General features: G+C 48.1%; 25 protein-coding genes and 1 tRNA gene. 10 read left to right on the forward strand and 16 right to left on the reverse strand.

What is annotated here, in order from left to right:
• Nucleotides 1–3 precede the first annotated feature (3 nt).
• Nucleotides 4–79: transfer RNA gene (locus tag CELL2_RS01780), tRNA-Thr, on the reverse strand.
• Between the two features lie 89 nt (nt 80–168).
• On the opposite strand from CELL2_RS01780, the gene proC reads away from it, so the two are divergent.
• A complete protein-coding gene (gene proC / locus CELL2_RS01785) occupies nt 169–936 on the forward strand; it encodes a pyrroline-5-carboxylate reductase (protein ID WP_038033726.1) in 768 nt (255 codons plus the stop codon).
• Complete coding sequence (locus CELL2_RS01790) at nt 937–1,476, forward strand: GNAT family N-acetyltransferase (RefSeq protein ID WP_038033724.1); 540 nt, start codon at nt 937–939, stop codon at nt 1,474–1,476.
• Here CELL2_RS01790 and polC read toward each other — a convergent pair.
• The 6 genes from polC to CELL2_RS01820 form a co-directional block, all read right to left on the reverse strand.
• Nucleotides 1,473–5,576 (reverse strand): DNA polymerase III subunit alpha, encoded by a 4,104-nt coding sequence (gene polC / locus CELL2_RS01795; RefSeq protein WP_038033722.1) that lies wholly within the window; start codon nt 5,574–5,576, stop codon nt 1,473–1,475. The two genes, CELL2_RS01790 and polC, sit on opposite strands and share 4 nt — an antisense overlap.
• On the reverse strand, nt 5,563–6,060 hold the full coding sequence (gene ruvC / locus CELL2_RS01800) for a crossover junction endodeoxyribonuclease RuvC (protein WP_011943007.1): 498 nt from the start codon (nt 6,058–6,060) through the stop codon (nt 5,563–5,565). Before ruvC ends, polC begins: the two co-directional genes overlap by 14 nt.
• Nucleotides 6,061–6,142: 82 nt before the next feature.
• Nucleotides 6,143–7,150 (reverse strand): tRNA preQ1(34) S-adenosylmethionine ribosyltransferase-isomerase QueA, encoded by a 1,008-nt coding sequence (gene queA, locus CELL2_RS01805; RefSeq protein WP_011943008.1) that lies wholly within the window; start codon nt 7,148–7,150, stop codon nt 6,143–6,145.
• Nucleotides 7,125–8,588 carry an apolipoprotein N-acyltransferase gene (gene lnt / locus CELL2_RS01810; RefSeq protein ID WP_011943009.1) on the reverse strand — a complete coding sequence of 488 codons (1,464 nt, stop codon included), beginning with the start codon at nt 8,586–8,588 and terminating at the stop codon, nt 7,125–7,127. Before lnt ends, queA begins: the two co-directional genes overlap by 26 nt.
• Nucleotides 8,581–9,732 carry a DegT/DnrJ/EryC1/StrS aminotransferase family protein gene (locus CELL2_RS01815; RefSeq protein ID WP_011943010.1) on the reverse strand — a complete coding sequence of 384 codons (1,152 nt, stop codon included), beginning with the start codon at nt 9,730–9,732 and terminating at the stop codon, nt 8,581–8,583. Before CELL2_RS01815 ends, lnt begins: the two co-directional genes overlap by 8 nt.
• 96 nt (nt 9,733–9,828) lie before the next feature.
• Nucleotides 9,829–11,208, reverse strand: coding sequence for a DegQ family serine endoprotease (locus CELL2_RS01820; RefSeq protein ID WP_038033720.1), 1,380 nt, complete (start codon nt 11,206–11,208; stop codon nt 9,829–9,831).
• Nucleotides 11,209–11,321: 113 nt separating this feature from the next.
• Between CELL2_RS01820 and ftsY the strand changes: the two genes are divergently transcribed.
• Genes ftsY through CELL2_RS01840 form a run of 5 tightly spaced genes read left to right on the forward strand, consistent with a single transcriptional unit; the run spans nt 11,322 to nt 14,915 of the window.
• Nucleotides 11,322–12,206, forward strand: a complete 885-nt coding sequence (gene ftsY / locus CELL2_RS01825; protein ID WP_038033718.1) for a signal recognition particle-docking protein FtsY — start codon at nt 11,322–11,324, stop codon at nt 12,204–12,206.
• Nucleotides 12,203–12,859, forward strand: a complete 657-nt coding sequence (locus tag CELL2_RS01830) for a DUF2225 domain-containing protein (RefSeq protein ID WP_011943013.1) — start codon at nt 12,203–12,205, stop codon at nt 12,857–12,859. The genes ftsY and CELL2_RS01830 overlap by 4 nt, the downstream gene beginning before the upstream one ends.
• On the forward strand, nt 12,835–14,283 hold the full coding sequence (locus CELL2_RS01835; protein WP_241208679.1) for a peptidoglycan DD-metalloendopeptidase family protein: 1,449 nt from the start codon (nt 12,835–12,837) through the stop codon (nt 14,281–14,283). The genes CELL2_RS01830 and CELL2_RS01835 overlap by 25 nt, the downstream gene beginning before the upstream one ends.
• The gene (locus CELL2_RS09465; RefSeq protein WP_241208680.1) at nt 14,225–14,500 is read left to right on the forward strand and encodes a 3D domain-containing protein; all 276 of its coding nucleotides are present in this window, start codon (nt 14,225–14,227) and stop codon (nt 14,498–14,500) included. Before CELL2_RS01835 ends, CELL2_RS09465 begins: the two co-directional genes overlap by 59 nt.
• A gap of 1 nt (nt 14,501) precedes the next feature.
• Nucleotides 14,502–14,915: an RrF2 family transcriptional regulator gene (locus tag CELL2_RS01840; protein WP_004081299.1), complete on the forward strand. Its 414-nt coding sequence runs from the start codon at nt 14,502–14,504 to the stop codon at nt 14,913–14,915.
• 18 nt (nt 14,916–14,933) lie between these two features.
• Here CELL2_RS01840 and CELL2_RS01845 read toward each other — a convergent pair whose 3' ends face one another.
• Genes CELL2_RS01845 through CELL2_RS01865 form a run of 5 tightly spaced genes read right to left on the reverse strand, consistent with a single transcriptional unit; the run spans nt 14,934 to nt 18,124 of the window.
• Nucleotides 14,934–15,128: a hypothetical protein gene (locus CELL2_RS01845; RefSeq protein ID WP_004081301.1), complete on the reverse strand. Its 195-nt coding sequence runs from the start codon at nt 15,126–15,128 to the stop codon at nt 14,934–14,936.
• Nucleotides 15,129–15,131: 3 nt separating this feature from the next.
• The gene (gene sfsA / locus CELL2_RS01850) at nt 15,132–15,800 is read right to left on the reverse strand and encodes a DNA/RNA nuclease SfsA (protein ID WP_004081303.1); all 669 of its coding nucleotides are present in this window, start codon (nt 15,798–15,800) and stop codon (nt 15,132–15,134) included.
• On the reverse strand, nt 15,797–16,276 hold the full coding sequence (locus tag CELL2_RS01855; protein WP_011943018.1) for a flavin reductase family protein: 480 nt from the start codon (nt 16,274–16,276) through the stop codon (nt 15,797–15,799). Before CELL2_RS01855 ends, sfsA begins: the two co-directional genes overlap by 4 nt.
• Nucleotides 16,197–17,576, reverse strand: coding sequence for an MFS transporter (locus CELL2_RS01860; RefSeq protein ID WP_038033711.1), 1,380 nt, complete (start codon nt 17,574–17,576; stop codon nt 16,197–16,199). The genes CELL2_RS01855 and CELL2_RS01860 overlap by 80 nt, the downstream gene beginning before the upstream one ends.
• Nucleotides 17,573–18,124: a hypothetical protein gene (locus CELL2_RS01865; RefSeq protein WP_241208681.1), complete on the reverse strand. Its 552-nt coding sequence runs from the start codon at nt 18,122–18,124 to the stop codon at nt 17,573–17,575. Before CELL2_RS01865 ends, CELL2_RS01860 begins: the two co-directional genes overlap by 4 nt.
• Nucleotides 18,125–18,210: 86 nt before the next feature.
• Between CELL2_RS01865 and CELL2_RS01870 the strand changes: the two genes are divergently transcribed.
• Entirely contained in the window at nt 18,211–18,750 is a 540-nt protein-coding gene (locus tag CELL2_RS01870) for a hypothetical protein (RefSeq protein WP_038033894.1), read from the forward strand.
• A 21-nt stretch (nt 18,751–18,771) separates the two neighbouring features.
• On the opposite strand, the gene corA is transcribed toward CELL2_RS01870, so the two are convergent.
• The 4 genes from corA to CELL2_RS09475 all read right to left on the reverse strand — a co-directional run bounded on the left by corA (nt 18,772) and on the right by CELL2_RS09475 (nt 21,279).
• Nucleotides 18,772–19,827 (reverse strand): magnesium/cobalt transporter CorA, encoded by a 1,056-nt coding sequence (gene corA, locus CELL2_RS01875; protein ID WP_012310506.1) that lies wholly within the window; start codon nt 19,825–19,827, stop codon nt 18,772–18,774.
• Nucleotides 19,828–19,908: 81 nt separating this feature from the next.
• The gene (dps, locus tag CELL2_RS01880) at nt 19,909–20,457 is read right to left on the reverse strand and encodes a DNA protection during starvation protein (RefSeq protein ID WP_004081317.1); all 549 of its coding nucleotides are present in this window, start codon (nt 20,455–20,457) and stop codon (nt 19,909–19,911) included.
• Between the two features lie 97 nt (nt 20,458–20,554).
• Nucleotides 20,555–21,019, reverse strand: a complete 465-nt coding sequence (locus tag CELL2_RS09470) for a hypothetical protein (protein ID WP_235231258.1) — start codon at nt 21,017–21,019, stop codon at nt 20,555–20,557.
• Nucleotides 21,016–21,279, reverse strand: a complete 264-nt coding sequence (locus CELL2_RS09475) for a hypothetical protein (protein WP_235231259.1) — start codon at nt 21,277–21,279, stop codon at nt 21,016–21,018. Before CELL2_RS09475 ends, CELL2_RS09470 begins: the two co-directional genes overlap by 4 nt.
• A 211-nt stretch (nt 21,280–21,490) precedes the next feature.
• On the opposite strand from CELL2_RS09475, the gene carA reads away from it, so the two are divergent.
• Entirely contained in the window at nt 21,491–22,669 is a 1,179-nt protein-coding gene (gene carA, locus CELL2_RS01890) for a glutamine-hydrolyzing carbamoyl-phosphate synthase small subunit (protein ID WP_038033707.1), read from the forward strand.
• Nucleotides 22,669–25,968, forward strand: coding sequence for a carbamoyl-phosphate synthase large subunit (gene carB, locus CELL2_RS01895; RefSeq protein WP_038033706.1), 3,300 nt, complete (start codon nt 22,669–22,671; stop codon nt 25,966–25,968). The genes carA and carB overlap by 1 nt, the downstream gene beginning before the upstream one ends.
• Nucleotides 25,969–25,979: the final 11 nt, after the last annotated feature.

A 25,979-nucleotide genomic window follows, 5' to 3' on the forward strand; every position in this document is an offset into this window, starting at 1 on the left:
AAATGGAGCCAGCGGTGGGACTCGAACCCACAACCTGCGCATTACGAATGCGCCGCTCTGCCGGTTGAGCTACGCTGGCCTCCCTCTGGTTTCTATTTTACCAGCCGCACAGGAATTTTCAAGACCTCCTGGGTTGTATAATATCCAAAAAGACCGGGAGGGAAGATCATGACAATCGGTATCGTCGGTGTTGGTAACATGGGTTCGATCTTCGCAGAGAAATTTTCGAAGGAGGCCGAAAGGATTCTCCTTGTTGAAAAGGACAGTGAAAAACTCTCTCGATTCAATGCTCCTCCATACGAAATTGCCGATCTGGAAAAAGTTCGTGAGGCAGATCTGATAGTCCTCGCAGTCAAACCTCAGGACGCTCCCATCGTGCTTAGCGCATTGAAAGGTTTCGACGGAATCCTGCTCTCGATAGTTGCCGGCTTGAAAATCGAAGAGATAAGAAAGTACGGTATTCACAAGGTGGCAAGGATTATGCCGAACGTTGCTGTGAGAGTGGGAGAAGGGGTGCTCGCCACCGCCTTCAGCGCTGATATGAGCCTTGAAGAAAGAGAACTCGTCAAATCACTCCTTGAGAAACTCGGTTTCGTCGTTGAAATAGAGGAAAAGCTCTTCTCAGCCGTCACTGCCCTCACCGGAAGTGGCCCCGCTTTCATCTTCGTCGTGGTGGAGGCGTTCCTCGACGCCGCGCTGAAGATGGGCATTCCGCTCGACACAGCGAAAGAACTCGTTTACAGACTTTTCAAAGGCTCAGCGGAGCTTTTAATAGAGACGGGCGAACACCCGGCTCTGTGGAAACACAGGGTGAGTTCTCCAGCCGGAACGACCGTAGAAGGGCTCATCACAATGGAAAGGTTTGCTGTGAGAAGCGGTGTTATAGAATCTCTGATCTCTTCTTACAGAAGGGCACTCGAACTGGAGGAAAAGTGAATGTTTCCACGAAAGGAACTCCTGAAAGACGGTTCTCTGCTCCTGATAAGAGAAGCCAGCATCTGGGACGCGAAAAGAATCGTGGAGTACATGAAAGAAGTAACATCGGAAACGGATTTTCTGATCACCCGTCCAGACGAGGTTTACGACGTTTCCACGGAAAGGAACTACATAAGAATGTACAGAAACAACCCTGGAAAGCTCATGATAGTGGGCGAGATCAACAGAGAAATCGTTTCTCTGCTGACCTTCACGGGGTTCGGAAGAAAGAGGACGAGGCACGTGGGAGAAATAGGTATAAGCGTGAAGAAGCGGTACTGGGGCATTGGAATCGGAACCAAGATGATCACAAGCGCCATAGAATGGGCACGCAGGAACGATTTTATAAGGATCCAGCTCGAAGTTCTGAAGTCGAACGAAAGGGCCATAAGTCTCTACAGGAAACTTGGCTTCGAACTCGAGGGAGTAAAGAGAAAGGCCGTCAGAAGGGACGACGGCTCCTTCGAGGATGTGTTCGTTATGGCGCTTCTTCTGGATTAGAAAAGTGTGAACTGTTCCGTCTCTGGAAGGCTTCCGAGAACACCCAGGCTTCTCATCAACTCTATGTGATTTTTGTTGACCTTGGTCCTCTTCATGAGATCTTCCACCGAAGTGAACGGCTTTTCTTCCCTGGCTTTGATTATCGATTCGGCCACGCTGTCACCCAGTCCCGGAAGCTTGTTGAACGGAATTCTCAGCGAGTTTCCTTCTATGAGAAATTTCTTCGCGTCGGATTTGAAGATGTCGGGCGGTAGGAAGGAAAAACCTCTCAGTATCATTTCCAGAACGACTTCCAGAACGCTCTCTTCGTTTTTCTTCTGAACATCTTTACCGGTCATCGCTTTGAGTTCTCTCAAGCGCCTCTTTATGGCTTCCTTTCCTTTAAGGACGAGAACCGGATCAAACTGATCACCTTTTATCGTGAAGTACGCCGCGTAAAACTGAAGAGGATAGTGAACCTTGAAGTAAGCGATTCTGAAGGCCATACTCACATAAGCCACAGCGTGAGCCTTCGGAAAGAGATATTTGATCCTCTTGCATGATTCGATGAACCACTCTGGAACCTTCAACTTTCTCATTTCACTCTCCATTTCTTCTGTTATACCCTTCCCTTTCCTGACGTTTTCCATGATCTTGAAAGCAAGAGAAGGTTCCATTCCCTTGTGTATGAGGAAGTTCATGATGTCGTCCCTACACGAAATAACATCGGAGAGCTTGGCGTAGCCGAGGTTTATCCAGTCGCGCGCGTTGTTCAACCAGACGTCCGTACCGTGTGACAGTCCTGAGATCCTCACAAGCTCGGCGAAACTCTTCGGTCTCGTCTCAACAAGCATTCCCCTCACAAACTCGGTTCCAAACTCCGGGATTCCGTAAGTTCCCACGTCGCTCTCCAGCTCAACGGGATCCACACCAAGGGGCTTCACAGAACTGAATATGGCGAGCGTCTCGGGGTCATCCATGGGAATCGTCATGGGATCGATTCCGGTGAGATCCTTGAGCATCTTGATGAAAGTAGGATCATCGTGACCGAGCGCATCTATCTTCACCAGGTCATCGTGGATCGTTTCGTACGCGAAGTGTGTGGTGAACACTCCCGCGTTTCTATCGTTGGCTGGATACTGTATGGGAGTGAAATCGTAGACTTCTTTGTCTTTCGGTATGATCATGAGTCCTCCTGGGTGCTGGCCCGTTGTTCTCTTCACTCCCGTGATCATGGAAACGAGTCTTTCCATCTCCGCCTTTCTGAGCTTCTTTCCGGTTTTCTCTTCGTAGCTTCTCACGTAACCCACCGCGCTTTTTTCCGCGATGGTGTTTATGGTTCCCGCCCTGTAGACGTGGTCTTTACCGAAGAGTTCTTCCACGAAGCGATGAGCACGTTCCTGATACTCTCCTGAGAAGTTAAGATCGATGTCGGGGACCTTGTCACCTTCAAACCCCATGAACGTTTCAAACGGTATGTCGTGACCGTCTTTTTTGAGAGGGACACCGCACACTGGGCATTTTTTATCGGGAAGGTCGTAACCCGCTCCGTATCTGTCGTCTTCGACAACCTCGAAGTATTTGCACTCCGGACACCTGTAGTGCGGTGGCAGAGGATTCACCTCGGTTATCCCGAGGAGATTGGCCACAAGTGAAGATCCAACGGATCCTCTGGATCCAACCACGTAACCATCGCTCATAGATTTCTGAACGAGCTCCTGAGCGATGAGATAGAGAACGGCGTATCCATGATTTATGATGGCGTTCAGTTCCCTTTCCACTCGCTTCTGAACGATTTCGGGAAGTGGATCACCGTAGATCTCGTACGCCCTCTTCATGGTGAGGCTTCTCACTATTTCATCGGCGTTCTCTATGATCGGCGGGTGGAGCTTCTTCTCGAGCGGCTGCACTTCCTCGATCATATCGGCTATTCTGTTGGGATTCTCTATCACGACTTCCCTCGCGATCTCTTCATCTTCGAATATCTCCATCGCCTTTTCGAGCATTTCTTCGGTCGTTCTGAGGTAGAGTGCGGGCTGATTCTCGAAGTTTCTGTTTCCCTGAGGTGCCAGAAGTGCAGCTCTGCCCCTGGCATCTTCGGGATCGAGGAAATGAACATCACCGGTCATGACAACGAATTTGTTCAGCTTTTTCGCTATTCTGTAGAGTCTTCGGTACACTTCTTTCAGCCTTTCTCTGTCTAAGTCCTCTTCGTCTTCGGCTATAACGTCGAGCGGCATGACTTCTATGTAGTCGTAGAACTTTGCGATCTCCTCGAGTTCTGAATCACTCGCCCCTTCGAGGGCGGCACGTCCGAGCTCACCGGAGATACACGCGCTTCCCACAAGCAGTCCTTCTCTGTTTTCGATGAGCGCACTTTTGAGGATCCTCGGAACACCGTAGAAGTACTTTATATAGGAATCAGAAACCAGTTTGTAGAGGTTTTTCAATCCCTTTTTGTTCTGAACGAGGATCGTACAGTGGAAGGGTTTCAACGCGGTGTAGTCTATCGTATCCTTCAAATTCTCAATTTCTGAAAGCTTCGTGATCCCGATCTTCTTCATCATCTCAACGAACCTGAGGAAAACCTGAGCGGTGACCCTCGCGTCATCCAGGGCCCTGTGGTGACGGAACGGACCCAATCCGAGCTTTTCCACAACGGAATCCAGAGAGTAGGTTCTCATTTTTAGAAGGGACTTTGCGAGGGCGAGCGTATCTATGTAGGGTCTTTCCCAGTCCAACCCCATCACTTTTTTGATCCACAGCCTCAGAAATCTGTAGTCGAAGTTGGCGTTGTGGGCAACGATGATGGAATTCTCCAGAAAACCGAGGAATTCCGGTAGAACTTCCTCGATGCTTCTCTTGTTTTCCAGCATCTCTTGAGTGATTCCGGTGATCTCCGAACTTCTTCTTGAGATCTCCCTGGAAGGCTTTATGAGAGTGTGGTACTCGTCCACTATCTGGCCGTCCTGTATCTTCACCGCTCCTATCTCGATGATCTCGTCCACCTGAGGGTCGAGGCCCGTTGTCTCGAAGTCGAGGACGACGAATGTGGCATTTTCGAACGATGAATCGTAGGAGAGGTTCCTTATTACGGGCTCCACGTCGCTCACTAAGTACGCTTCGATACCGAAGATGGGCTTTATTCCAGCTTCTTTCGCTGCGTCGTAGAAGTAAGGTATGGCCTGAACGTTCCCATGATCCGTGAGAGCTACCGCGGGGAAGCCCCATTCCTTGGCTCGTTTCACATATTCGTTCACATCCGTTATCGCGTCTTGATCGCTGAACTTAGTGTGGGCGTGGAGCTCCACCCTCTTGACTGGAGAGTTGTCCATCCTTTTCGCTTCGGGAAGTTTTGTGATTCCCTTCACGTAAAGGGTGGGCTCTCCGTTTTCGAGAAGGAGGTCTCCTGTGGCAACGATGACGTCTCCCAACGATATCTTTCCTTCGACCTTTTCAACGTCGTTGAAGACCTTGCAGATCAGAGAATCCTCTCCGTCCGTTAGGTAAATCAGAAGGACCGTTTTTTTCCCCTCGATCTTCTCTATTTTGAAGACCTTGCCCTTCACCGATGTCTTTTTGTTGTACTCAAAGATTTTTGAGGGGGTGAAGACGATCTTTCTGGGTTTCTGTCCAAAGATGTGGTTTTCATCCTCGATCTTCAATTCTTCACCCTTCGGTTCTTCTCTCTTTTCTGGTTGTGGTACTTCCTTTTTCAAAAGATCTTCCGGAGGCTCCACGACCTCAAACATGATCTCCGTTCCGGGAGGCAGTAATTCATCGAGCTGTTTTTTCGTGCTTCTGAGTTTCGAGGCGATCCTGTCCCGTGCGAAATCTCCAAGCACTTTCAGAATCAGTCTGTTTCCTTCGAAAACAACATCCTTTATGTAGGGGACGTTACCGTTGAGAAGAGAAAGTATCTTTCCCTTTAGATCCCCGTTACTTTTTTGAGCGCCGTTCACGATGACTCGAAACCGCGTCTTCTTCTCCAGTAAACGCACAAGGTCTTCTATCTCTTCGGAGAATTTTTCCACGGAAACGAGAACCACACCCGCGTCGGGATCTATCTCTATACTCTCGAATGTTACATCTTTCCATTTCAGATTTTCAATTTTCTCCATGTGTTACCCTCCTTGCTCTGCTCTGAAGGGCGTGGCACCAAGCTATGGCGAGTGCGTCTGCCGCATCGTCGGGCCTGGGAATCTCCGAAAGGTTCAGAAAACGCTTTATGTTCTCCTGAATCTGTTTCTTGCTTGCCCTTCCATACCCCGACAGCGAAACCTTCACTTCGTTCGGTGCGTATTCAAAGACAGGTATGTTTTTTTCCGCGAGAGCGAGAAGAAGTACACCACGTGCCTCCCCCACACCTATGGCAGTGGTAACGTTTTTCACAAAGAACAGCTTTTCCATGGCACACTCGTCTGGAGAGAAACGTTCAAGAACTTTCAAAAACTCTTCGTAGATTCGCTTCAACCTCTTCTCTGCTGGAAGATCTTTGGGAGTCTCTATCGTTCCGTGGAAAACGTGAGAGATCCTGTTTCCGGACACTTCAATGATGCCTATTCCTACAATTCCGTAGCCGGGATCTACCCCAAGGATCCTCAAGGAACCCAACCTCCATTATACTGTTCACATATTTTCGTTTTCTATACTTTGTGTTTAAGAGAAGGGTGTTTTTTCCAAACCGTTACAGAATCAGCATCGCATCACCGAAAGAGAAGAATCTGTATCTTCTTTTCACGGCTTCTCTATAGGCCTCCATGACGAAATCCTTCCCCGCGAACGCTGCAACCAGCATAAGAAGAGTGGAACGAGGAAGGTGAAAGTTGGTAATCAAAGCATCAACGAGTTTGAACTCGAAGGGTGGATATATGAAGAGGTCGGTTTTTCCCACGTATTCTTCCTGCTCGGGAAGTCTGGCGATTGTCTCCAAGGTTCTCACCGTTGTTGTTCCAACCGCTACAATTCTGTTTCCCCTTTCCCTTGTCTCTCTGAGTTTTTTGATCGTCTCTTTTGTAACCTGGTAGAATTCCTCATGCATCTTGTGTTTTTCCACTTCCTCAACCTTCACGGGCCTGAAAGTCCCTATTCCCACGTGCAGAACAACTTCAGCGAATTGAACTCCCTTTTTCTTCAACTTCTCTATGAGTTCTGGTGTGAAGTGAAGCCCCGCGGTCGGTGCAGCGACGGAGCCTTCTTCTTTCGCGTACACGGTTTGATACCTCTCGAGCGGAACTTCGTTTTTTATGTACGGCGGAAGAGGTGTTCTGCCCTTCTCGAAGATCAATCTATCGTCCTGAGGCTGAAACTTCAGAATCCTCGTTCCATCTTCACCCCGACCGAGGCAGACGGCGGACAGATCCTCATCGATTACAAGTTCCGTTCCTTTTTTCACCTTCTGACCCGGTCTCACAAGGCACTTCCAGATACCTTCCTCCAAACGCTCTATCAAAAGAATTTCGATGCTGGCACCCGTTTTTTTCCTCGCGTAGAGGCGGGCTGGTATCACCTTCGACACGTTCAGAACGAGCAGATCGCCGGGTTCAAGATACTCTATTATCTCCCGGAATATGCGGTGTTCTATTCTCTGCGTCTTTCTGTGGAGCACCATGAGTCGGGAAGCGTCCCGTGGTTCCACAGGTTCCTGCGCTATGAGTTCTGATGGAAGTTCATAATCGAACTCTGATACCTTCATTCCTTTCACCTCGCATTCTGGAAATGAAAACACTGACTACCGCCAGAATCACAGAGAGGTAAAAGAACCAGTCTCCGTATCTGACGTAGAACGTTTCGCCTTTTCTCGGTTTGATGTGAAACTCTCCTGCCAGTCTCACCCGCAGAGGAAGAGCATCTACTATTCTACCGTACTCGTCAACGAGACCTGTGATCCCGGTGTTCGCCACCTGAAGGAACTGTCTTCTCGTTTCAACGGCCCTGAACACTCCCTGGACAAAGTGATTCAACAGCGCTGCTTTGTAGTGAAACCACCCATCGTTCGTCACAACGATGAATATTTCGCTTCCGTTTTTCACGAAAGCGCGTGATACCTCCGGAAAGTAACTTTCAAAACAGATCTGAACAGAGAGCGGGGGACTCTCCCCAACGTTGAAGACAGAAAAACCCCGTCCAGGTTCATAGTAGGACAATCCTTTCAGGAAACTGAAAACCCCAAAGACCCTCGGGTACGGCAGTTTTTCCACAAAGGGAAAAAGCTTCACCTTGGAATAGACCTTTCTGAATCTTCCATCTTCCAGAACAAAAACACTGTTCTGGTTGTCCGCGGGAAATCCTATCACGAAGGTGTTCTCCTCCGAGAGCTCTCTCAGCTTCTGAGAATAACGCACATCCTCCAGAAAGAACGCCTCGGGAGTGATCACGATGCTTCCGTGGAAATCCTTCGTCATCGACTCGAGAAGCTCAAGCATCTCTCCACTTGACACAGAATATTTCAGAGAAGTGGGAACATTTGGTTGAAGCGCGACCACCTCGAAAGAACCACGTTCAGGAACGGGAAGAAGGTGTACAACAGAAGAGTTCAACAGATAGACGAAGAAGATCACAGGAAATATGAGAAGACCCTTTCTTCTCTTCAAGAACTCATGGAAGAGGACGTTCAGGGAAACTATCAAAAAAACGAGGCCCAGAGTCCCCGTGATGGAAACGATCTGTATCAATCCGGTGTGGCTGTAAAGCGCTTCTGAGATCCTTCCTCCGGTGAATCCGAGTTCTCCCACACCGCGGAGATACTCGAAGATGGTATAGACGGAGGCAAGGTAAAGAGTCTTCAGAACGATCGATCGCGGTGCAAAGTACGAGAGAAATCCAAACCCAAAAAATGGAACAGCTTCAATGATTCCCATCAGCACAAACACCACGATTCCAAGCCAGGAAGGGTATCTTCCAAAGACAAGGGGCACGTTCTCCGTCAGAGTTGGAAGTACCCAGAAGAAAGATATCAGTACGTGAGTGAAAAAGTAAACGAAAGAAAGAAACCCCCTTTTCCACACTCCCTTGCCTTCCACCGCGTACAGAAGTGGAATCAGAGAAAACCAGATCAAAGCTCCGGAGAGAAATCCCGGCATCGAAAGAGCGGTGAGAAAGCCGGAGAGAACACTGAGAAGAAGGCTAACCAACCCTCTCCACCGCCTCTCTAAGGACCTCCACCACCGTCTTCTGTTCACTTTCTGTGATGCTCGTAAAGAACGGTATGGCGAGCGTTTTCTCAGATTCCCTCTCCGTCACGGGAAGCAGTCCTTTCATGCTGCCGAAGAGTTTTTCGTAGAAGGGTTGAAAGTGGACGGGATAAAAGTAGTTTCTAACCTGGATTCCCTTTTCTTCCATGTACCTCATCACACGGTTTCTATCAGGATCTTCCAGCCTCACGACGTAGACGAACCAGCTCATCTTAGTGACGTAATCTTCCACAACGGGCACCTTTACCCAGGAAAACTCCTTCAACATCTTTGAATATCTCTCCGCCGCTCCTGCGCGTTTTTCTACGATCTCATCGATTCTTTCCATTTGAGAACATCCAAGCGCAGCCGACATCTCGTCGATTCTGTAGTTGTAACCGAAACGCACATGGTGGAGCCATTCGTTCCCCTCACCTCTTCCCTGGTTGCTCATGCTCTTTACAACGGTGTGTATCTTTTCATCGTTCGTCACAACAACACCACCCTCTCCTGTGGTGATCTGTTTGTTCGGGTAAAACGCGAAAGCGCCGGCCACTCCAAAGGTGCCCACCTTTCTTCCTTTGTACTCGGATCCAAGAGCCTCACAGGAGTCTTCCACCACCGCGATGCCGTACCTCTGACAGACGTCGAGAATCCCGTCCCAGTCGAGGGGATGCCCAAAAACATCAACGGCCATGAAGAGACGGGGTTTTCCTTTTATCTCAACGTTTCCCTGTTTGAATCCTTTGAGGCACCTTTTCACCGCCTCCTCCAGTGTTTCTGGAGAAACGTTCAGAGTTCTCTCATCCACATCCACAAAAACAGGGACTGCCCTTTTCATGAGGATTACGTTAACAGAAGCGATGAAGGTGAAGGAAGGCACAAGGATCAGATCTCCCTCGTCGATATCGAGACTCTCCAGGATGAGATGGAGCGCAGCTGTTCCACTGCTCACCGCCCAGCCGAATCTGGCACCCGTGTATTCGGCCACCATCTCTCCAAAACGCTTCGTGTATTCACCGAGACTGAGCCTTCCGCTTTTTAAAACTTCCACTACCCTTTCGATGTCCTGCTCGTTTATATCGGGCCTTGATAACGGAATCATCGATATCACCTCGTCTCAATGATATCAAAAAATCCCCCTCCACCGGAGGGGGAAAGATCACCAAAGGGGGCTGTATTAACATTGAGGGGAGGTTCTCTATCTCTGATAGATGAAGCTCACGAAGACTTTCGCTCCATTCCTGTAAATGTAAAGGGCGATGTAGTCACCATTTTTAACAATGGATGTAACTTTCTTGAGATCCTCTACAGAGTTTATGTCATACCTTTTACCGTTCACGTACACTGTGGTGATTACGTCTCCCTTCTGTAGACCGAACTTCCCGGTGCTCTCCTTCACTATGACCCCGTTTATCTCTTCCGGGATCGAATAAGTCTCCCTGTCGGCCGGCGTGATGTTCGACACTGTGATACCAAGGGCATCGATTTTTTCCTCACCAGTCGTTGTTTTCTCTTCTTCAGATGAGGAACCGAACGTCACCTGAACTTTCATGATCTTTCCCTTTCTCTCTATAGTGAGAACGGCAGTGTCTCCCGGTTTGTAAGTGTGTATGATGGAAACCAACTCTTCGTGACTTCTCACATCCTGATCGTCAACCTTGAGGATCACGTCCCCTTCTTTGAGCCCGGCTTTTTCAGCGGGAGATCCTTTCTGAACACTCGTTATCAGAGCACCACTCGTAGATTCAAGCCCCAGAGCTTTCGCCGTTTCTTCGGTGAGGTTCATGACCGTCACACCGAGGTAAGCCTTCTCAACCTTCTTTTGGGTGAGTATGGTGTCGAGGAACTTCTTCACCGTGTTGATCGGGATGGCAAAACCGAGGTTCACAGCTTCCTGAGGGTTGACGATGGCCGTATTTATGCCTATCACTTCACCGTGTATGTTCAGAAGGGGTCCTCCGCTGTTTCCCGGGTTGATCGCCGCGTCGGTCTGGATGAGTCCCACGTAGTAACCACTTCCATCTGGCTTTGGAATCCTCCTGTTGGTAGCGCTGACCACTCCCACAGTCACCGTGTGCTGGAAGCCGAGGGGGTTCCCTATGGCTATCGCCCATTCGCCGATCTTTACCTTGTCAGAATCACCGAATTCCAGATAGGGGAATTTCTTATCGCTGGCTTTGATCTTTATGACCGCGATGTCGAGCTCTTCATCTCCTCCTATGTACTCCGCGTCGTATTTGCTTCCGTCGAGCATGGTCACAGTGATGTTGTCCGCTCCACCGACCACGTGGTAGTTTGTGAGTATGTAACCTTCTGGGTCGAAGATGAAGCCCGATCCGAGGCTGGCAACCTGCCTTTCGAAACCGGGTGGAAGTTCACCGAACCACTTTTTGAAGAACTGCTCAAAATAAGGATCGAAGAAGGAAGTCTTCACCGTCTTCACAACATCTATCTTCACAACGGCCGGTGCACACGCTTCGACCACGTTAACGATGGGGCTTTCGTAGTCGGGATTGACGTATGGAAAGACGCTGGTGAGCATCAGTACCACAGCGATGGTCAGAAAGAATTTCTTCATCTTTTACCCCTCCCTTCGAAAGGTTTCCGGTTTCTTAGACAAACACCCCGAAGGACTGGTTCAAAAACGTGTGGTATGCTTAATATTAGTCGGGAAACCAGGAGGTAGAAAGGATGGGACTCTTCGATTTTTTGAAAAAGGGACTCCAGAAGACGAAAGAAACGTTTTTTGGACGAGTGGTGAAGCTCCTCAAAGGAAAAAAGCTGGACGATGAAACCCGCGAGGAGCTGGAAGAACTTCTCATTCAAGCGGACGTGGGAGTCGAGACAACGGAATACATTCTGGAGAGATTGAAAGAGAAGGACGGAGACGCTCTCGAGTCTCTCAAGGAAATCATTCTGGAAATTCTGAACTTCGATACGAAGCTGAACGTTCCTCCTGAACCTCCGTTTGTGATCACGGTTGTTGGTGTCAACGGAACGGGAAAGACCACCTCTTGCGGAAAGCTCGCAAAGATGTTCGTGGATGAAGGAAAGAGTGTGGTGCTCGCTGCGGCGGATACTTTCAGAGCGGCCGCCATAGAACAGCTGAAGATATGGGGAGAACGTGTCGGTGCCACGGTGATATCCCACTCGGAAGGAGCAGATCCGGCCGCCGTTGCCTTTGACGCGGTGGCTCACGCTCTCGCCAGAAACAAAGATGTGGTCATAATAGACACCGCCGGAAGACTTCACACGAAGAAGAATCTCATGGAGGAATTGCGGAAGGTTCACAGAGTTGTCAAAAAGAAGATCCCCGACGCTCCGCACGAAACGCTCCTCGTGATAGACGCCACCACCGGCCAAAACGGACTTGTTCAGGCAAAAATATTCAAAGAAGCAGTGAATGTCACCGGTATAATTCTCACAAAGCTCGACGGAACCGCGAAAGGCGGAATAACTCTGGCCATTGCCCGGGAACTGGGAATTCCCATAAAGTTCATCGGTGTCGGAGAAAAGGCAGAAGACCTGAGGCCTTTCGATCCTGAGGCCTTTGTGGAGGTATTGCTTTCAGAATGAGCAAGTTCTGGGAAAAAGAATTCACCTGCCCTTTCTGTGGAACGAAGTTCAAAAAGAAGATGGTCTTTTTCGACTCCATAAAGATCAAAGCCAGAGATATCGACTTGAAACCTGTTTTTGAAGATGTGAACCCGATGTTTTACGAAGTGGTGACCTGTCCGAACTGTTACTTTTCTGCGTTCGACAAAGATTTCGAGACCATCACCATAAAAGGAGAAGAGACGGAAAGAAAGCTGAAAAAACTGCTCGAAGAGGCCAAGAAAAAGGTCGAATTGAAAAACGTGGAGAACCACGTGGAAGCGATCAAGCGCTACGCTTTGAGTGGAATGGTGTACTCTGTTTTGAACCAGAGAAAAAAAGTAGCGATCTCTTATCTGAAGATCGCCTGGCTGTTCAGAGAGCTGGGAAAGTCAGAAGAAGAAAAGCGCTATCTCGAAAGAGCTTTGAAGGAATTCGAAAGCCACTACAAGTACGACTATTACCAAGAATCGGACGAACCCATGATACTCTTCTATCTGGGTGTTTTGAATCAAATCCTGGGCAACAGGAAAGAAGCCGCGAGGTGGTACGAACTCCTCCTGAGAAAGTACGACGGCAAATCCCTTTACGCGAAGGTGGGGAGGGAAAGATGGCAGGAATTAAGAAGATCTTAATGTTTTCTCTGATACTGATATTTCTCGCAGCATGCGTATCTCCCGAACTGGAGGAAAAATTGAACAATTTAGAAAACCAGATAAGACAGCTGAACACTCAGATAGACTCCATCGAAAAGAAGATGCTGGACTTGGAAAACAAGATGAAGGCACAGGAAAGTTCTCAGGAAGAGCTGGAAGCGCTGAAAAGAGATGTAAGATATCTCAAAGAGGATCTATCTTCCCTGCAGGAAGAGTTCTCCAGCAAAATGAGCGATCTCGAGAACAGTTACTACTCCATCTCCATGAAACTTCCTGCAGTGGAAAAAGCCGCCTCCATCTTCTCCGAGATAGAAGACATGAAATCGAAAATCTCAGAATTGGAGAGAAAAGTGAGTATTGTTTCACTCGGAAGTTCCCCGGAAGTCTCAGAAGATCTGAAACACATCCTTCTCGATCTCGAAGAGAGGGTTTCCACTCTGGAAAAGAACGTTTCGGTGGTGGATCGAATAGAAGAAAGGCTGGAAAGTACTGAAAAACTTCTCTCCAAAGTGGCCTTACGCGTTCTTTCACAGAGCGAAGCGGAAACGAAGGTGGTGAACGTTTCAAACGATGAGCTGGAAAGCAGGATATCTGATATCGAGAAAAAGCTCTCCTATCTCGAAACCAACCAGAAGGCGCTGGAACAGATCGTTCAGAATCTGAAAGACCAGATGCCTTCCAGCTACGCGAACATAGATGTTGAGAGTTACTCACAGCAGTTGAAAAAATACCTCGACGAGTTCAGAAGACTCGTGAGGAGCTATGAGATCGCAAGGATCCTCGGAATAGAGGAAGGATACGTGTTTGTAAGAGTGGAGCGGGGCGACACCCTCGCGAAGATCAGCAACGCGTTCAACCTTGGACCCGACGGTGTGGAAAAAATCATGAAGCTGAACGGCATAGACGACCCGAGGAAGCTCATAGCAGGAAGAATCATAAAGGTTCCCGTCACGAATCTTTCGGCGAGTTTTCCAGTTGGAGAAAAACCCGATCCGAAGGTGATCGTCTCCGGCTTTGGTCTGAAAACCGACGGAACTTTTTCCACGGGAGTCGAAGTGGAAAGCGATGGACAGAAGGTAAAAGCCGCACTTCCGGGGCGAGTGAAGAGTGTAAGCAGTGGAACCGTCGTCGTATATCACGGAAACGATGTGGAAACGGTGTACAGAAATCTCGCTGTGGTTTCGGTGAACGCTGGTGACTGGGTGAGTGCGGGTGACACCATAGGATACGGTGGAAAGAACGTCGTCTTTGAACTGTACGTGGAAGGAGAGCCCAAGGACCCCATGCTCCTTTTCTTCTCCAATATGGGTGAGTTCGAAATCAGTTTCTACACGGAGTGGGAAGATGGAAAATTACCGGAACACCCCGCCTTCAGACTCACAAAATCCGGCAAAAATCCCTGAAGATTGGAAGACAGCGGCCGCGGACACCACCATCTTCCCCCTGGGTTCTGTTCTCTACATACCAGAGCTCAGAGACACCCCCAGTGGTGGAGTCTTCGTTGTGGAAGACATCGGCGGAGTTATCATGGGAAGAAAAATCGATATATACCTGGATAGCATAAGAGAGGCGCTCCAAAACAGAAAGATCGTGTCCAGAGTCTTCGTGTGGAGGGATTGAGATGTTCACGATGCGTAGTGAATACGCGCTCAGGCTCATGATCGTGATGGCAAAAGAGTACGGAAACTACCTTTCGATGACAGAAATACTGGAGAAAGCGAAACAGTCAGTTCCAAGGGAATTCGCAGAAAAAATCCTGTACACCCTGAAAAAAGCCGGGCTGGTGAAAACAAGAAGAGGGAAAAGCGGTGGATACATGCTGTCGCGTCCGCCAAAAGAAATAAAGGTTTCTGAGATCGTGTTTCTTCTGGACAGGAAGTCGAAGGTTTTCTTCGACATGCCTGGCTGTCCGGACGAGCTGGACTGCGTTATCAGGGCCCTGTGGAAAAGGGTAGAGAACGAAATAGAGAAGATTTTAAGCGGTGTGACTCTCGAAGATTTGGTGAGAGAACAAGAAGAGAAAATGAAACAATGAAGCCCGCTTCCAGCGGGCTCATTTTACTTTCAGGCTGAGTTTTTCTTCAAAAAAGACCTTCTTTCCATCCACCTTGAACTCTTTTATCCCCGTTCTCTGAGCGTATTCCCTCAAAACTTCCTCGATCTCTTTCTTCTCTGCCCTGAGTTCTTTCATGAGATCTTTGATCTCCACATACCTCTTCACCAGCTGTTCAATGGTGGGATTCTCCATGCGCTACACCTCCTCACAGATCGACAGTTTCTCTGTTGAACACAGGTACTCTCCATCGTATTTTACCCTGAACACGTCGATATTAACACCGCTGTTTAGAGCGCGCCAGAAAATCTCTGAAAAAGCCGGGTCAACGCTTCTGTTCGGAAGAAAACAGTCGCTTTCGAGGAAAACCAGGATCAACAAAAGAGCCTTAAAACCGCTTTTCACAGACCTGATCAGCTCCTCGATGTGTCTTCTTCCGCGTCCTGTGGGTGCGTCTGGAAACATCGCGACACCATCTTCTTCGTACGTACATCCCTTCACTTCCACAAAGGTCCTCCTGTCGATCAGGAAATCGAACCTGCTGTTTTCAAAGCGTTTCTCGCTTTCTATCGTGGAGCCCGGGAACAGTTCTTCCAGAATCTTCCCGGCCACGATACTGTGGAAACCCGAATGGACAAAGACGAATTCATTTCTGTGTTCGACTGCCAGAAGGTCCCAGCCGGTCTTCCTTCGATCGGATTCTGCACGCTTCAGGAGAACTCTTTTTCCTTTTTTCAAAAGCGGAAGGCGCCCTGTATTGTGGATGTGTATCAGGGTCTTTTTCCCTTCGACAAGAGCAACTCCCGTAAATCTGCTCTTTCTTTCCAGAAAGATCCCTTCCGTATCAGCTGGAAGTATCAGTCTCATCTTTGAAGCACCTTTTCGATCTTCCCAAAAAACAGTGTGTGGAATCCATGATCTTTGTAGAATTTATCGATGATTTCCACGGGAAGAACGAATGGTTCCACGTTGCTAGCAAAGGTCACAGAACATTCGATCAGCGTGTGGGCTTCTTTAATGGGAGCGGTGAATCCTTCCAATTCATCTAAGTGAAGAAGTCCCTTTTCAAACTTGTTCTCCTGGTATCCACTCACACGTCCAAAGTAATTAAGCGCTTCTCTGTATTCTTCGCTTAGAAAGTTCAGGGTGAATCTTTTGCTCTCCTTCACAAGACGCCAGGTGAATCTCTGAGGTCTCATAGCAGAGATGAAATACTCTTCCTCCCATATGATCCCGAAGAAACCCCATCCAATCGTCATGCCGTTAACCTTGTTTCCCGCCTTGCTCGTCAGTATTACTCTCCCTTCTCTTAGATCTTCCAACAAGCTCTCGTACACGTTCATTCCCCCTTTTCAAAAGTAGATACACATCGAGAATTCTGTACACAGGGCGCCTCAGAGTGACAGAAAGGGTACTCAACATGAAGGCCCTGAACGGGATGTACTTTTTCACCTTGACTCTTCTCAAAAAGAACACAGCGGAGAATCTGAAGATTCCTGCCATCAGAAAGAGCAGCTGAAGTCCAAAAATTTCGAAACCGTGGAGATTTACGTAAATACCAGAGAGAAATTTCGCCGTGATTCCTCCTGCGAATGAGCCTATAAGACTTCCAGCGCTGGCAAAAGACGCGTTCAGACCGAAGAAAACGGGATCGGACTCGAAAGCAACCTCCATAGGAAGGATGGCAAGCGACAGGTTTATGGCAGACCACGCGATGGAAGAAAGGAAGGCGTCCGCTATCATGAGAGTTCTGTAAGTATTGGTGTTCATGAAGAACCACATACCGGAGACGAAAGAAGCAAGGGTGATACCGAACTCGGCTATCGTTTTGTGTCCTACCCTGTCAGATACTTTTCCAAGAATCCTGTAAACCAGCATCGCCACAAAGTTGTTCACAATCATCATGTAAGCGATGTACGTGTAATCCACACCCAGGTTCTTCAAAAGATGATAGTGATAGAAAGCAGAAGAGAACGTGACTGCCATGTTCCAGTAAAAGGTGAAGAAGACAAATTTCATGAAGTTTTCGTCCTTGAATACCACTTTGAGAGGAATTCCCGTTCCTGTTTCCTTAACTGGAACGTCCGGTATTTTGTTCATGGCAAAGATAGAAAGGACGGTTCCCACTGTGGAGATGAGAAGCACAAGAACAAAACCCGAAGAAAAATGATCAACTATAGAAGAATAGAGGTATATAATGAGAGCATTTCCTATGGATAGAAACATGTTTCTGTTTCCAAACACCCTTCCTCTTTCCTCTGGAGGAACGAGATCTCTCATCCATGAGTTCCACGTACTGCTGGAGAGGGCCGCGAAGATCTGGGAAATCACGAGCGCAACGATGAAAATCAACGGTTCTGTTTTCTCAAGCAGCAGAAAAACGACGAGAGAAGCGAAACTGAATCTGCTGAAAGCGTTGAACACGTTGACCAGAAAACGCCTCTTTCTGTATTTCTGAACAAAGAAAGAGGCAAACAGCTGAAAAAATTGCATCATAGGAGGGATTGCGGCAGCGACACTCAGGAGAAACTCGTCCAGATTGAAAAGCATCGCAAGACCTGTGAACACAGGTCCCTGTATTAGAAGCGCGTAGAACAGAGAGAAGACACCTTCGAGTGTGAGAAAGAGATAGGCCTTCTTCATGAACGAGGTCTCCAGAAGAATCGTCCAGTCTTTTTCCTGTACACAATCTTTGCCATCGTGTAGCATCCAAGAAGATCGAAAATGAGATCCAGCATGGTGCCGTCCAGACCTTTTTGTGTGTTGTAGCCAGGCAGTATCTTATCCGTCGTGAATTCGGCTATTTCCCAAAGGACCCCGGAAAAGACCCCGAGAAGGAATGACATCAAAACGGCACCCGGCACCTCGTCCCAGAATCTCGACTTTTTCGTCAGAATCTGGTAAAAAAAGTACGTTATGACAAAAGATCCGTAGAAGTGAAGTATCTTGTCCCAGAAAAATATCTTCTCGTAGAAGTTCAAAAATTGTCCCATCACAGAGTGGAGAAATATCGATGAAGAGAGCATCAATTTCGTTCTCTCAGGTATCTCCTGATGGGTTATCTTCTCATAAACGTATGGTGAAAAACCACCGAGCCAGAATATGAAATATCCTATCGTTTCAACGATTTTGGCTCGAATGATGGAAAAAACAACTGGAATTCCCAGGAGAGCCACTAAAACCCTGTTCAATTTTTCTTTCCGCTTTTTCACCAGTACTTCGTTTATTTTCTCATCACCTCCTTGCGCTATTATATTTCACGGGAGGGATGAAAAGATTGAAATATCTGTTACTCTTCTTTGCAACGTTCCTTTTCGACAACTCGGGCACTCCCATTCCAATTTTAACAGCAACAGCACTGATCTCCGTTGGAAAGCTGAAGATTTTTCCGTCCTTCTTTACAATCTACATGGGGCTTTTGAGCTGGGATACTGTGACATTCTTTGCTGGAAAAAAGCTCAAATCTGTGCCTTTCAATCTCAGGTGGAAATTCGTACGAAAGATTCTCATAGAGTTCTTAAACGTTTATATTTCTTCGGAAAAGATACTGCTGCCGCTTTGCAAATTCGTTCCCTGGGTGGGAAAGTTCACTCCGTTTCTGGCGGGCTACACGGGAAGAAACTTCCCCACACTCCTCATTATATGGCTTGGAGACTTGCTCTACGAGAGTACATTCTTTTTCTCCAGTCTGATAGCTGGAAGGGTCTTCCTGAAGTTTTCAAAAATTCTGGGGATCGTTCTTTTTGCAGTTGTGATACTTGTTTATCTTCTCTGGAAGAGAAGAATCTCGAAAGACATTGTGAGGCATCGGGAATAGATCAATTGTCGAGTTGACAAATCACAGCCACTTCTTTTTCTTGAAGTAGACCACCATGATGACAGCGATCACACCCATAACAGCGAGAACCACAGGATAGCCCCATTTCCATCTGAGCTCCGGCATGTATTCGAAGTTCATTCCGTAGATACCCGCTATGAAGGTGAGAGGCATGAAGATCGTCGCTATGATGGTGAGCACCTTCATCACTTCGTTTGTTTTGTTACTTACACTCGAAAGATACACATCAAGAAGACCGCTCACGATGTCTCTGAAGGTTTCTACGGTGTCTGCAATCTGGATAGTGTGATCGTATACATCTCTGAAATATGGGACCGTTTCTTTTTCTATAAGAGGAGGAACATCTCTGTAAAGAGAACTCAACACTTCTCTCAACGGCCAGATCGTCTTTCTCAGTTCAACCAGATTTCTCTTGAGTTGATGTATTCTCTGAACTGTCTCTTTTTCAGGTCTTTCGAGCACTTCTTCCTCCAGTATATCGATCTCATCGTCGATCTTCTCCAGCAGGACGAAATAGTCATCCACCAGTGCGTCTATCAGTGAATAGAGGAGGTAATCCGCTCTCTTTTTCCTTATGATTCCCCTGTTGTATCTGATTCTTTCCCGTACGGGATCGAACACGTCCCCTATCTTTTCCTGAAACATAAGAACGCAGTTTTTTGTGAGTATCAAACTGACCTGCTCCGATTCCAGTTCATGAAGATTTTCATCATAGGTGAACATCTTCAGAACGATGAACACGTAGTTCTCAAAAAACTCCACTTTTGGTCTCTGATGCACATTGAGGATGTCCTCGAGCACGAGAGGATGAATACCAAAGAACTCACCTACCCTTTGAACCACATCCGTCCTGTGTATGCCTGTTATGTTTATCCAGGTGGGTGTTGAAGAATCTTTGAAGGGAAGAACGGATTCGACATCTGTGGTTTTGAACTCGTGAAATTCCTCTATGGAGTAATTCATCACTTCGATCTCAAAATCTTCCCTGTACTTCCCTGTGTAAACGAGTGTTCCTGGAGGGAGACCTTTCTTAGCAGACAGCCTCTTTTCCTCCACTGCGATCCCTCCCGATCTTTTTGATCCTATTTTAAAACAAAAGGCGCACCCGAAGGTGCGCCAGTCCGAACCTTAGAATTTTCACTTGAGGAATTTCGAAACGAACGGCGAAGTTTCACCACGCCTCATGAAGTGACCAGATGGCCCCTCTCCGAGGAACTCGGAGAACCAGGATTCGTGTTCGATCTCTTCGTTCAGAATAGCAAGAGACAGTTCGTAGGTCCTGTGATCTTTACCCGCGGTCATGTTGCATATCTCGGTGTACCCTTTCACCGCGCATCTTTCAGCGGCAACGAGCACCCTCAGAATCTCCTGAACAGTTGGTTTGTCCGGAAGTCTTGCTGGTGGACATGCAGAGAGATCGTGGAACTCCTTCATGCAATCTGGAAGTTTCCCACCGAGCTCGTAGATTCTGGGAACAAGCGCTTCGAAGTGATTTCTGTCTTCGATTCTTGCAACTTCCGCAATCTCTTTGATGGTTTCTCCCTCAAGTCCTATGAGGTTCGCTCTCAAGATGGTGTAGTAGTAATAAGTCGTGAGTTCGGCCGCCGCATTCTTGATCAGAAGTTCCAGCAACTTATCGACATCAACCCCTGCTTTTTCCACCATTTCCCTCGCTACTCTCGCCATAGTAACACCTCCTGCTCACTCTCTCGACTCAGTACGCGTTCTTTTCGTGTTTGTAACAAATCGTAGTTGTTCTATTTTTACTTCGAAGTTTCATTCATTATATCACATCTGACAGAGAATTCAACCTGTTTTTTCTCATCAGATAGATCGCCACATCCGTGTTCTTTCTGATTGCTTCCTTTATCGCTTCGATGTTCTTCTCCGACTTCACAAGGGTTTTCCAGGAGTAAACGTGCCAAAGTTCGTGAAAATCGGAGTTCGCCACGTATCGATACTTTTTCACACCAACAGAGTTGAACAGGTCATCACGATTCGCGACTTCCCACGCGTCGAACATGTCCTTGAAACGCTCCATGTTCGCCCAGAGATACCACGAAAGATGTTCTTCATCTTGCTTTTTTCTATCCGGATGCGCGGCTATAACAAGAGCGTTTTGCTCCTTCAACTTCTCCACAATTTCTTCTACAGGCAGTGAAGGATCTACGTACTCCTTCACATCCACGGCGACTATGTGGTACAGATCCGTGTTGTTCGTGATCTCAACACCCGGTATGAGGATCATTCCATCCAGGCCCTTTTCTGTTCTCTCCAGAGACGTTTCAAATAATCCTGAAACTTATCTTCTGTGATCGCTCCGAGCGGTTCTCCGTTCCTCTTTCTCTGCTCGAGAGTTCTTCGGTCGACTATATGATCTGTTATGGAAACCACGTCCACTCCATGTTTTCCAAACAGATCCACCACTTCTCCCAGAGGAAGATGCCCGTCACTCATGTTCGTGTGTACATGGAAATCACAAAGAAGCCATTCCGTATCGGTTTTCATTTATCGTCACTCCTTTGATTGGTTTGGAAGGTGATGTTTAAGCCATTGTTTATTAGTTTTCAGAACCCTGCATTCATTGCATTAAAATTCTCAAATTTCAAATGTTTATTCCAAATTAAAGTCCTGTGACTTTCCTTTAATTCAAAGTAAAGAAAAAGACGGGAGGTCCTTTCAGCGGGTATAATCTCTGAGAAAGGGAAGGAGGTGCAACATGTCCAAAAAAGCACTTCTCGCTTTAGAAGACGGTTCGTTTTTTTTTGGACAGAGTCTGGGTGCAGAGGGTGAAACTTTTGGTGAACTGGTCTTCAACACGGGAATGACAGGCTATCAGGAAGTCCTCACCGATCCCTCCTACACCGGTCAGATCGTCGTCATGACCTACCCGGAAATAGGAATCTACGGAGTGAACGACGAAGACGTAGAATCAGATGGAATAAAAGTTGCCGGTTTTGTTGTCTACAGAAGCGTGGATACCCCTTCCAACTGGAGAGCCACCATGTCTTTCCCCGATTACTTGAAAAAGTACAACATCGTGGCCATAGAAGGAGTGGACCCCAGAGCACTCACCAGGAAAATTCGAGTGAAAGGTGCTATGAAAGGTGCCATATCGACCGTTGATCTCGATCCGGATTCCCTTGTAAAACGGGTGAAAGAAAGCCCCAGTATCGTTGGAAGGGATTTAGCCGGTCTTGTTTCACCGAAGGAAGTCATCGTAGAAAACCCGGAAGGAGATTTCTCAGTGGTGGTACTCGATTCCGGTGTCAAATGGGGTATTCTCAGAGACCTGAAGAGAGTGGGAGCAAAAGTGATGAGAGTTCCTTACAGTGTTGATATAGACGACATCAAAAAGCTGAATCCCGACGGTGTTCTGATCTCGAACGGTCCCGGTGATCCCGCCGCCCTTTTGAAAACCGTCAGATTGATCAAAGACCTTCTGAAAGAAGAAATTCCACTCGCGGGGATCTGCCTTGGGCATCAGCTCCTTGGCCTCGCCGTTGGTGGAAGGACTTACAAGATGAAATTCGGTCACAGAGGCATCAACCATCCCGTTAAAGATCTGAGAACCGGTCGTGTTCTGATCACAACGCACAACCACGGCTTCGCTGTGGATCCAAAGAGTTTCGGCCTTCCAGAACTGGGAAGCGAGGATCAGGACGCGAACGTTCTCACGAAAAATCTTCAGAAGATATCCGTCCTCGAAGGAATCAGTCCTCAGGGAATAAAAGTCGAGATCACCCACATCTCCCTGAACGACGGAACGATGGAAGGAATGAGGCTGGTTGATTATCCAGCCTTTTCTGTTCAATATCACCCTGAAGCCTCTCCCGGACCTCACGATGCCAAGTACTTCTTCGAAGAATTCAAACGCCTCATAAAGGAGGTAAGGTAATGCCGAAGAGAGAAGACATAAAGAGGATCCTCGTTATAGGATCCGGTCCGATCACAATCGGTCAGGCTGCGGAGTTCGACTATTCAGGTACCCAGGCCCTGAAGGCTCTCAAAAGCGCCGGCTACGAGGTGATCATAGTTAACTCCAACTCCGCGACCATAATGACAGATCCGGAGTTTTCCGATGCCGTTTACATAGAACCTCTAACGGTGGAGTTCCTCGAAAAGATTATTGAAAAAGAAAGACCGGATGCTCTGCTCCCCACCCTCGGAGGACAGACCGCCCTGAATCTCGCTGTGGAACTCGCCGAAAGGGGGATTCTCGATAAATACGGTGTTCAGTTGATCGGTGCAAAGCTCGACTCGATAAAGAAGGCCGAGGATAGAGAACTCTTCAAGGAAACCATGGAAAAGGCAGGTCTTGAGGTTCTGAGAAGCAGACTCGTGAACAACCTCGCCGATGCACTGGAGACGGCAAGAGAATTCGGCTACCCCGTCATAATAAGGCCGAGTTTCACCCTGGGTGGAACAGGTGGTGGAATCGCGTTCAATGAAGAAGAACTGAGAGACATCGTAACAAAGGGTCTCATAGAAAGCCCGGTTCACACGGTCCTCATAGAGGAGTCGGTCCTCGGCTGGAAGGAGTACGAACTCGAAGTGGTGAGAGATGGAGCTGGAAACTTTATAGTGGTGTGTTCCATAGAGAATCTCGACCCGATGGGAATACACACCGGAGATTCCATAACGGTGGCACCTGCGCAAACACTCACGGACGTTGAGTACCAGAGAATGAGGGACGCAGCTTACAAAGTGATCGATGCGATCGGTATAGAAACGGGTGGATCGAACATTCAGTTCGCCGTGGATCCAGAAACCGGTAGAATGGTCGTCATAGAGATGAACCCAAGGGTCTCCAGGTCATCCGCACTGGCATCGAAGGCAACGGGCTATCCCATCGCGAAAGTTGCTGCACTTCTTGCTGTTGGTTTCACTCTCGATGAGATACCGAACTACATCACCGGCAAAACGATGGCCGCCTTCGAACCCTCCATAGACTACGTCGTGGTGAAGATACCGAGATTCCAACTCGAAAAGTTCCCCGGGGCCGACCCAAGACTGAACACCCAGATGAAGTCCGTAGGAGAAGTGATGGCGATAGGCAGGACCTTCAAAGAAGCCTTGGGAAAAGCCCTCAGATCCCTTGAACTCGATGCCGCTCCCAAACTGGATCTTGAACACATAAGAGAACACCTTGCAAATCCAACGCCGGAAAGGATCTCCTACATCTTTGCTGCGTTCAGGAACGGAATGGATGTAGAGGAAGTGCACGAACTCACTAAGATCGACAGATGGTTCCTCAGAGAGATGAAAGCGTGTATAGAACTCGAGGAAGAGCTGAAGTTGAAGAAATTCGATGTGGAGATCCTGAAGAAAGCAAAACAGTGGGGATACTCAGACAGGGAAATTGCGGAGATATGGGGTGTTTCAGAAAAAGAAATCAGAAAGATGAGAGAAGACAACCGGATCTTTCCCGTCTACAAGATGGTGGACACCTGCGCCGCTGAGTTCGAGGCACAGACCCCGTATTACTACTCCACCTACAACGGCGTGGAGAACGAAGCGGTACCTTCAGACAGAGAGAAGATCATGATTCTGGGATCCGGTCCCAACAGGATAGGTCAGGGAATAGAATTCGACTACACGAACGTCCACGGAGTGTGGTCCTTCCAGGAAGAAGGATACGAAACCATAATGGTCAACTCCAACCCCGAAACCGTTTCGACTGACTACGACACTTCAGACAGGCTTTACTTCGAACCGCTCACCGTTGAAGATGTTCTGGAGATCGTGAGGAACGAAAAACCGAAGGGAGTGGTGGTGGCATTCGGCGGTCAGACACCACTGAAGATAGCAAAATACCTCGTAGAAGAGAAGGTGAACATCATAGGAACGAGCTTCGAATCGATTGAGATCGCCGAAGACAGGGAAAAATTCGCTAAGCTTCTGAAACAAATCGGGTTGAAGTGCCCTCCATTTGGAACGGCATCGTCCGTGGAAGAAGCGTTGAGGGTAGCAGAGAATCTTGGATACCCCGTTCTTGTGAGGCCGAGCTACGTGCTCGGAGGAAGGGCCATGGCCATTGTGGACACTCCTCAGGAACTCGAAATGTACGTCAAGGAAGCGGCCGTTGTCTCACCGGGATACCCCGTTCTGATAGACAAATTTCTTGAAGACGCGATAGAACTCGACGTAGATGTCGTGTCGGATGGAAAATACGTGTGGATAGCAGGATTGATGGAGCAGATAGAAGAAGCCGGAGTCCATTCGGGAGATTCCGCGTGTGTTCTGCCCCCTGTGAGTCTTTCTGAGAAACTCGTGGAAGAGATAGAGGAAACCGTTTACAAGCTTGTAAAAGCGCTGAAGGTTGTGGGAGTTGCGAACATACAGCTTGCGGTGAAAGACGAGGAGATCTACATCATAGAGGCAAATCCCAGAGCATCGAGAACAGTTCCTTTCGTGAGCAAAGCGATCGGAATCCCCGTGGCGAGAATCGCCGCCAAAATCATGGTGGGAAGAAACCTGCCCGAGCTCCTTTCTGAGTACTTCCCATATCCCACAAGACCAGGGGTAAAAGTTGATAAACTGGGAGAGAGTGAGATCCTCCCAACTCCCTGGCCGAAGATGTTCTCTGTGAAAGAGGTGGTGATACCGTTCCATAAGTTCCCGGGAACGGATGTACTTCTCGGGCCAGAGATGCGCTCCACAGGAGAAGTGATGGGAATCGGTGAAGATTTCGCAGAGGCATTCGCGAAGGCTCAGATAGCCGCCGGAAACCCCCTGCCAACAACGGGTGCAATCCTCGCAACCGTCGCAGACAAAGACAAGAGGGAAGCCGTTCCTCTCTTGGCTCACCTCGCAGACATGGGCTTTGAGATATACGCAACAAGAGGAACGGCAAAGGCTCTGCAGTCACACGGTGTGGAAGTGAAGGTGGTTCCAAAGGTGGGAGAAGGAAGACCGGACGTGATAGATCTTCTGGAGCAGGGAAAGATATCCCTTGTCGTGATCACCCAGTCCAGTGATGAACCTGCGCTCGTCGCCGTCTCTCATGGAAAGGAACCCTTCAAAGTTGAAGGAAGAAGAACCGTCGGATACATGATAAGAACCACGGCGCTGAAGAGGAAGATCCCATACCTGACCACAGTCGAGTCACTCAGAGCAGCGGTGGCGGCGATCAGAAAGATGAAGAAAGGCTCTATCGTGAAGGTGAGAAGACTCACCGACACATGGAAAATGTGAAGGGCCCTGAA

The sequence above is a fragment of the Thermotoga sp. Cell2 genome, from assembly GCF_000789375.1.
Lineage (GTDB): Bacteria > Thermotogota > Thermotogae > Thermotogales > Thermotogaceae > Thermotoga > Thermotoga petrophila.

Bases quoted from the DNA above. Each gene is read 5' to 3' on its own strand.
- CELL2_RS01835 (WP_241208679.1), top strand. From the start codon at position 12,835: ATGGCAGGAATTAAGAAGATCTTAATGTTTTCTCTGATACTGATATTT.
- sfsA (WP_004081303.1), bottom strand. From the start codon at position 15,800: ATGAGACTGATACTTCCAGCTGATACGGAAGGGATCTTTCTGGAAAGA.
- CELL2_RS01815 (WP_011943010.1), bottom strand. From the start codon at position 9,732: ATGATTCCGTTATCAAGGCCCGATATAAACGAGCAGGACATCGAAAGG.
- ftsY (WP_038033718.1), top strand. From the start codon at position 11,322: ATGGGACTCTTCGATTTTTTGAAAAAGGGACTCCAGAAGACGAAAGAA.
- CELL2_RS01830 (WP_011943013.1), top strand. From the start codon at position 12,203: ATGAGCAAGTTCTGGGAAAAAGAATTCACCTGCCCTTTCTGTGGAACG.
- CELL2_RS01860 (WP_038033711.1), bottom strand. From the start codon at position 17,576: ATGAAGAAGGCCTATCTCTTTCTCACACTCGAAGGTGTCTTCTCTCTG.
- CELL2_RS09465 (WP_241208680.1), top strand. From the start codon at position 14,225: ATGGAAAATTACCGGAACACCCCGCCTTCAGACTCACAAAATCCGGCA.
- CELL2_RS01790 (WP_038033724.1), top strand. From the start codon at position 937: ATGTTTCCACGAAAGGAACTCCTGAAAGACGGTTCTCTGCTCCTGATA.
- CELL2_RS01840 (WP_004081299.1), top strand. From the start codon at position 14,502: ATGTTCACGATGCGTAGTGAATACGCGCTCAGGCTCATGATCGTGATG.
- carA (WP_038033707.1), top strand. From the start codon at position 21,491: ATGTCCAAAAAAGCACTTCTCGCTTTAGAAGACGGTTCGTTTTTTTTT.
- queA (WP_011943008.1), bottom strand. From the start codon at position 7,150: ATGAAGGTATCAGAGTTCGATTATGAACTTCCATCAGAACTCATAGCG.
- CELL2_RS09475 (WP_235231259.1), bottom strand. From the start codon at position 21,279: ATGAAAACCGATACGGAATGGCTTCTTTGTGATTTCCATGTACACACG.
- CELL2_RS01855 (WP_011943018.1), bottom strand. From the start codon at position 16,276: ATGAACGTGTACGAGAGCTTGTTGGAAGATCTAAGAGAAGGGAGAGTA.
- dps (WP_004081317.1), bottom strand. From the start codon at position 20,457: ATGGCGAGAGTAGCGAGGGAAATGGTGGAAAAAGCAGGGGTTGATGTC.
- CELL2_RS01845 (WP_004081301.1), bottom strand. From the start codon at position 15,128: ATGGAGAATCCCACCATTGAACAGCTGGTGAAGAGGTATGTGGAGATC.
- proC (WP_038033726.1), top strand. From the start codon at position 169: ATGACAATCGGTATCGTCGGTGTTGGTAACATGGGTTCGATCTTCGCA.
- CELL2_RS09470 (WP_235231258.1), bottom strand. From the start codon at position 21,019: ATGATCCTCATACCGGGTGTTGAGATCACGAACAACACGGATCTGTAC.
- carB (WP_038033706.1), top strand. From the start codon at position 22,669: ATGCCGAAGAGAGAAGACATAAAGAGGATCCTCGTTATAGGATCCGGT.
- polC (WP_038033722.1), bottom strand. From the start codon at position 5,576: ATGGAGAAAATTGAAAATCTGAAATGGAAAGATGTAACATTCGAGAGT.
- CELL2_RS01820 (WP_038033720.1), bottom strand. From the start codon at position 11,208: ATGAAGAAATTCTTTCTGACCATCGCTGTGGTACTGATGCTCACCAGC.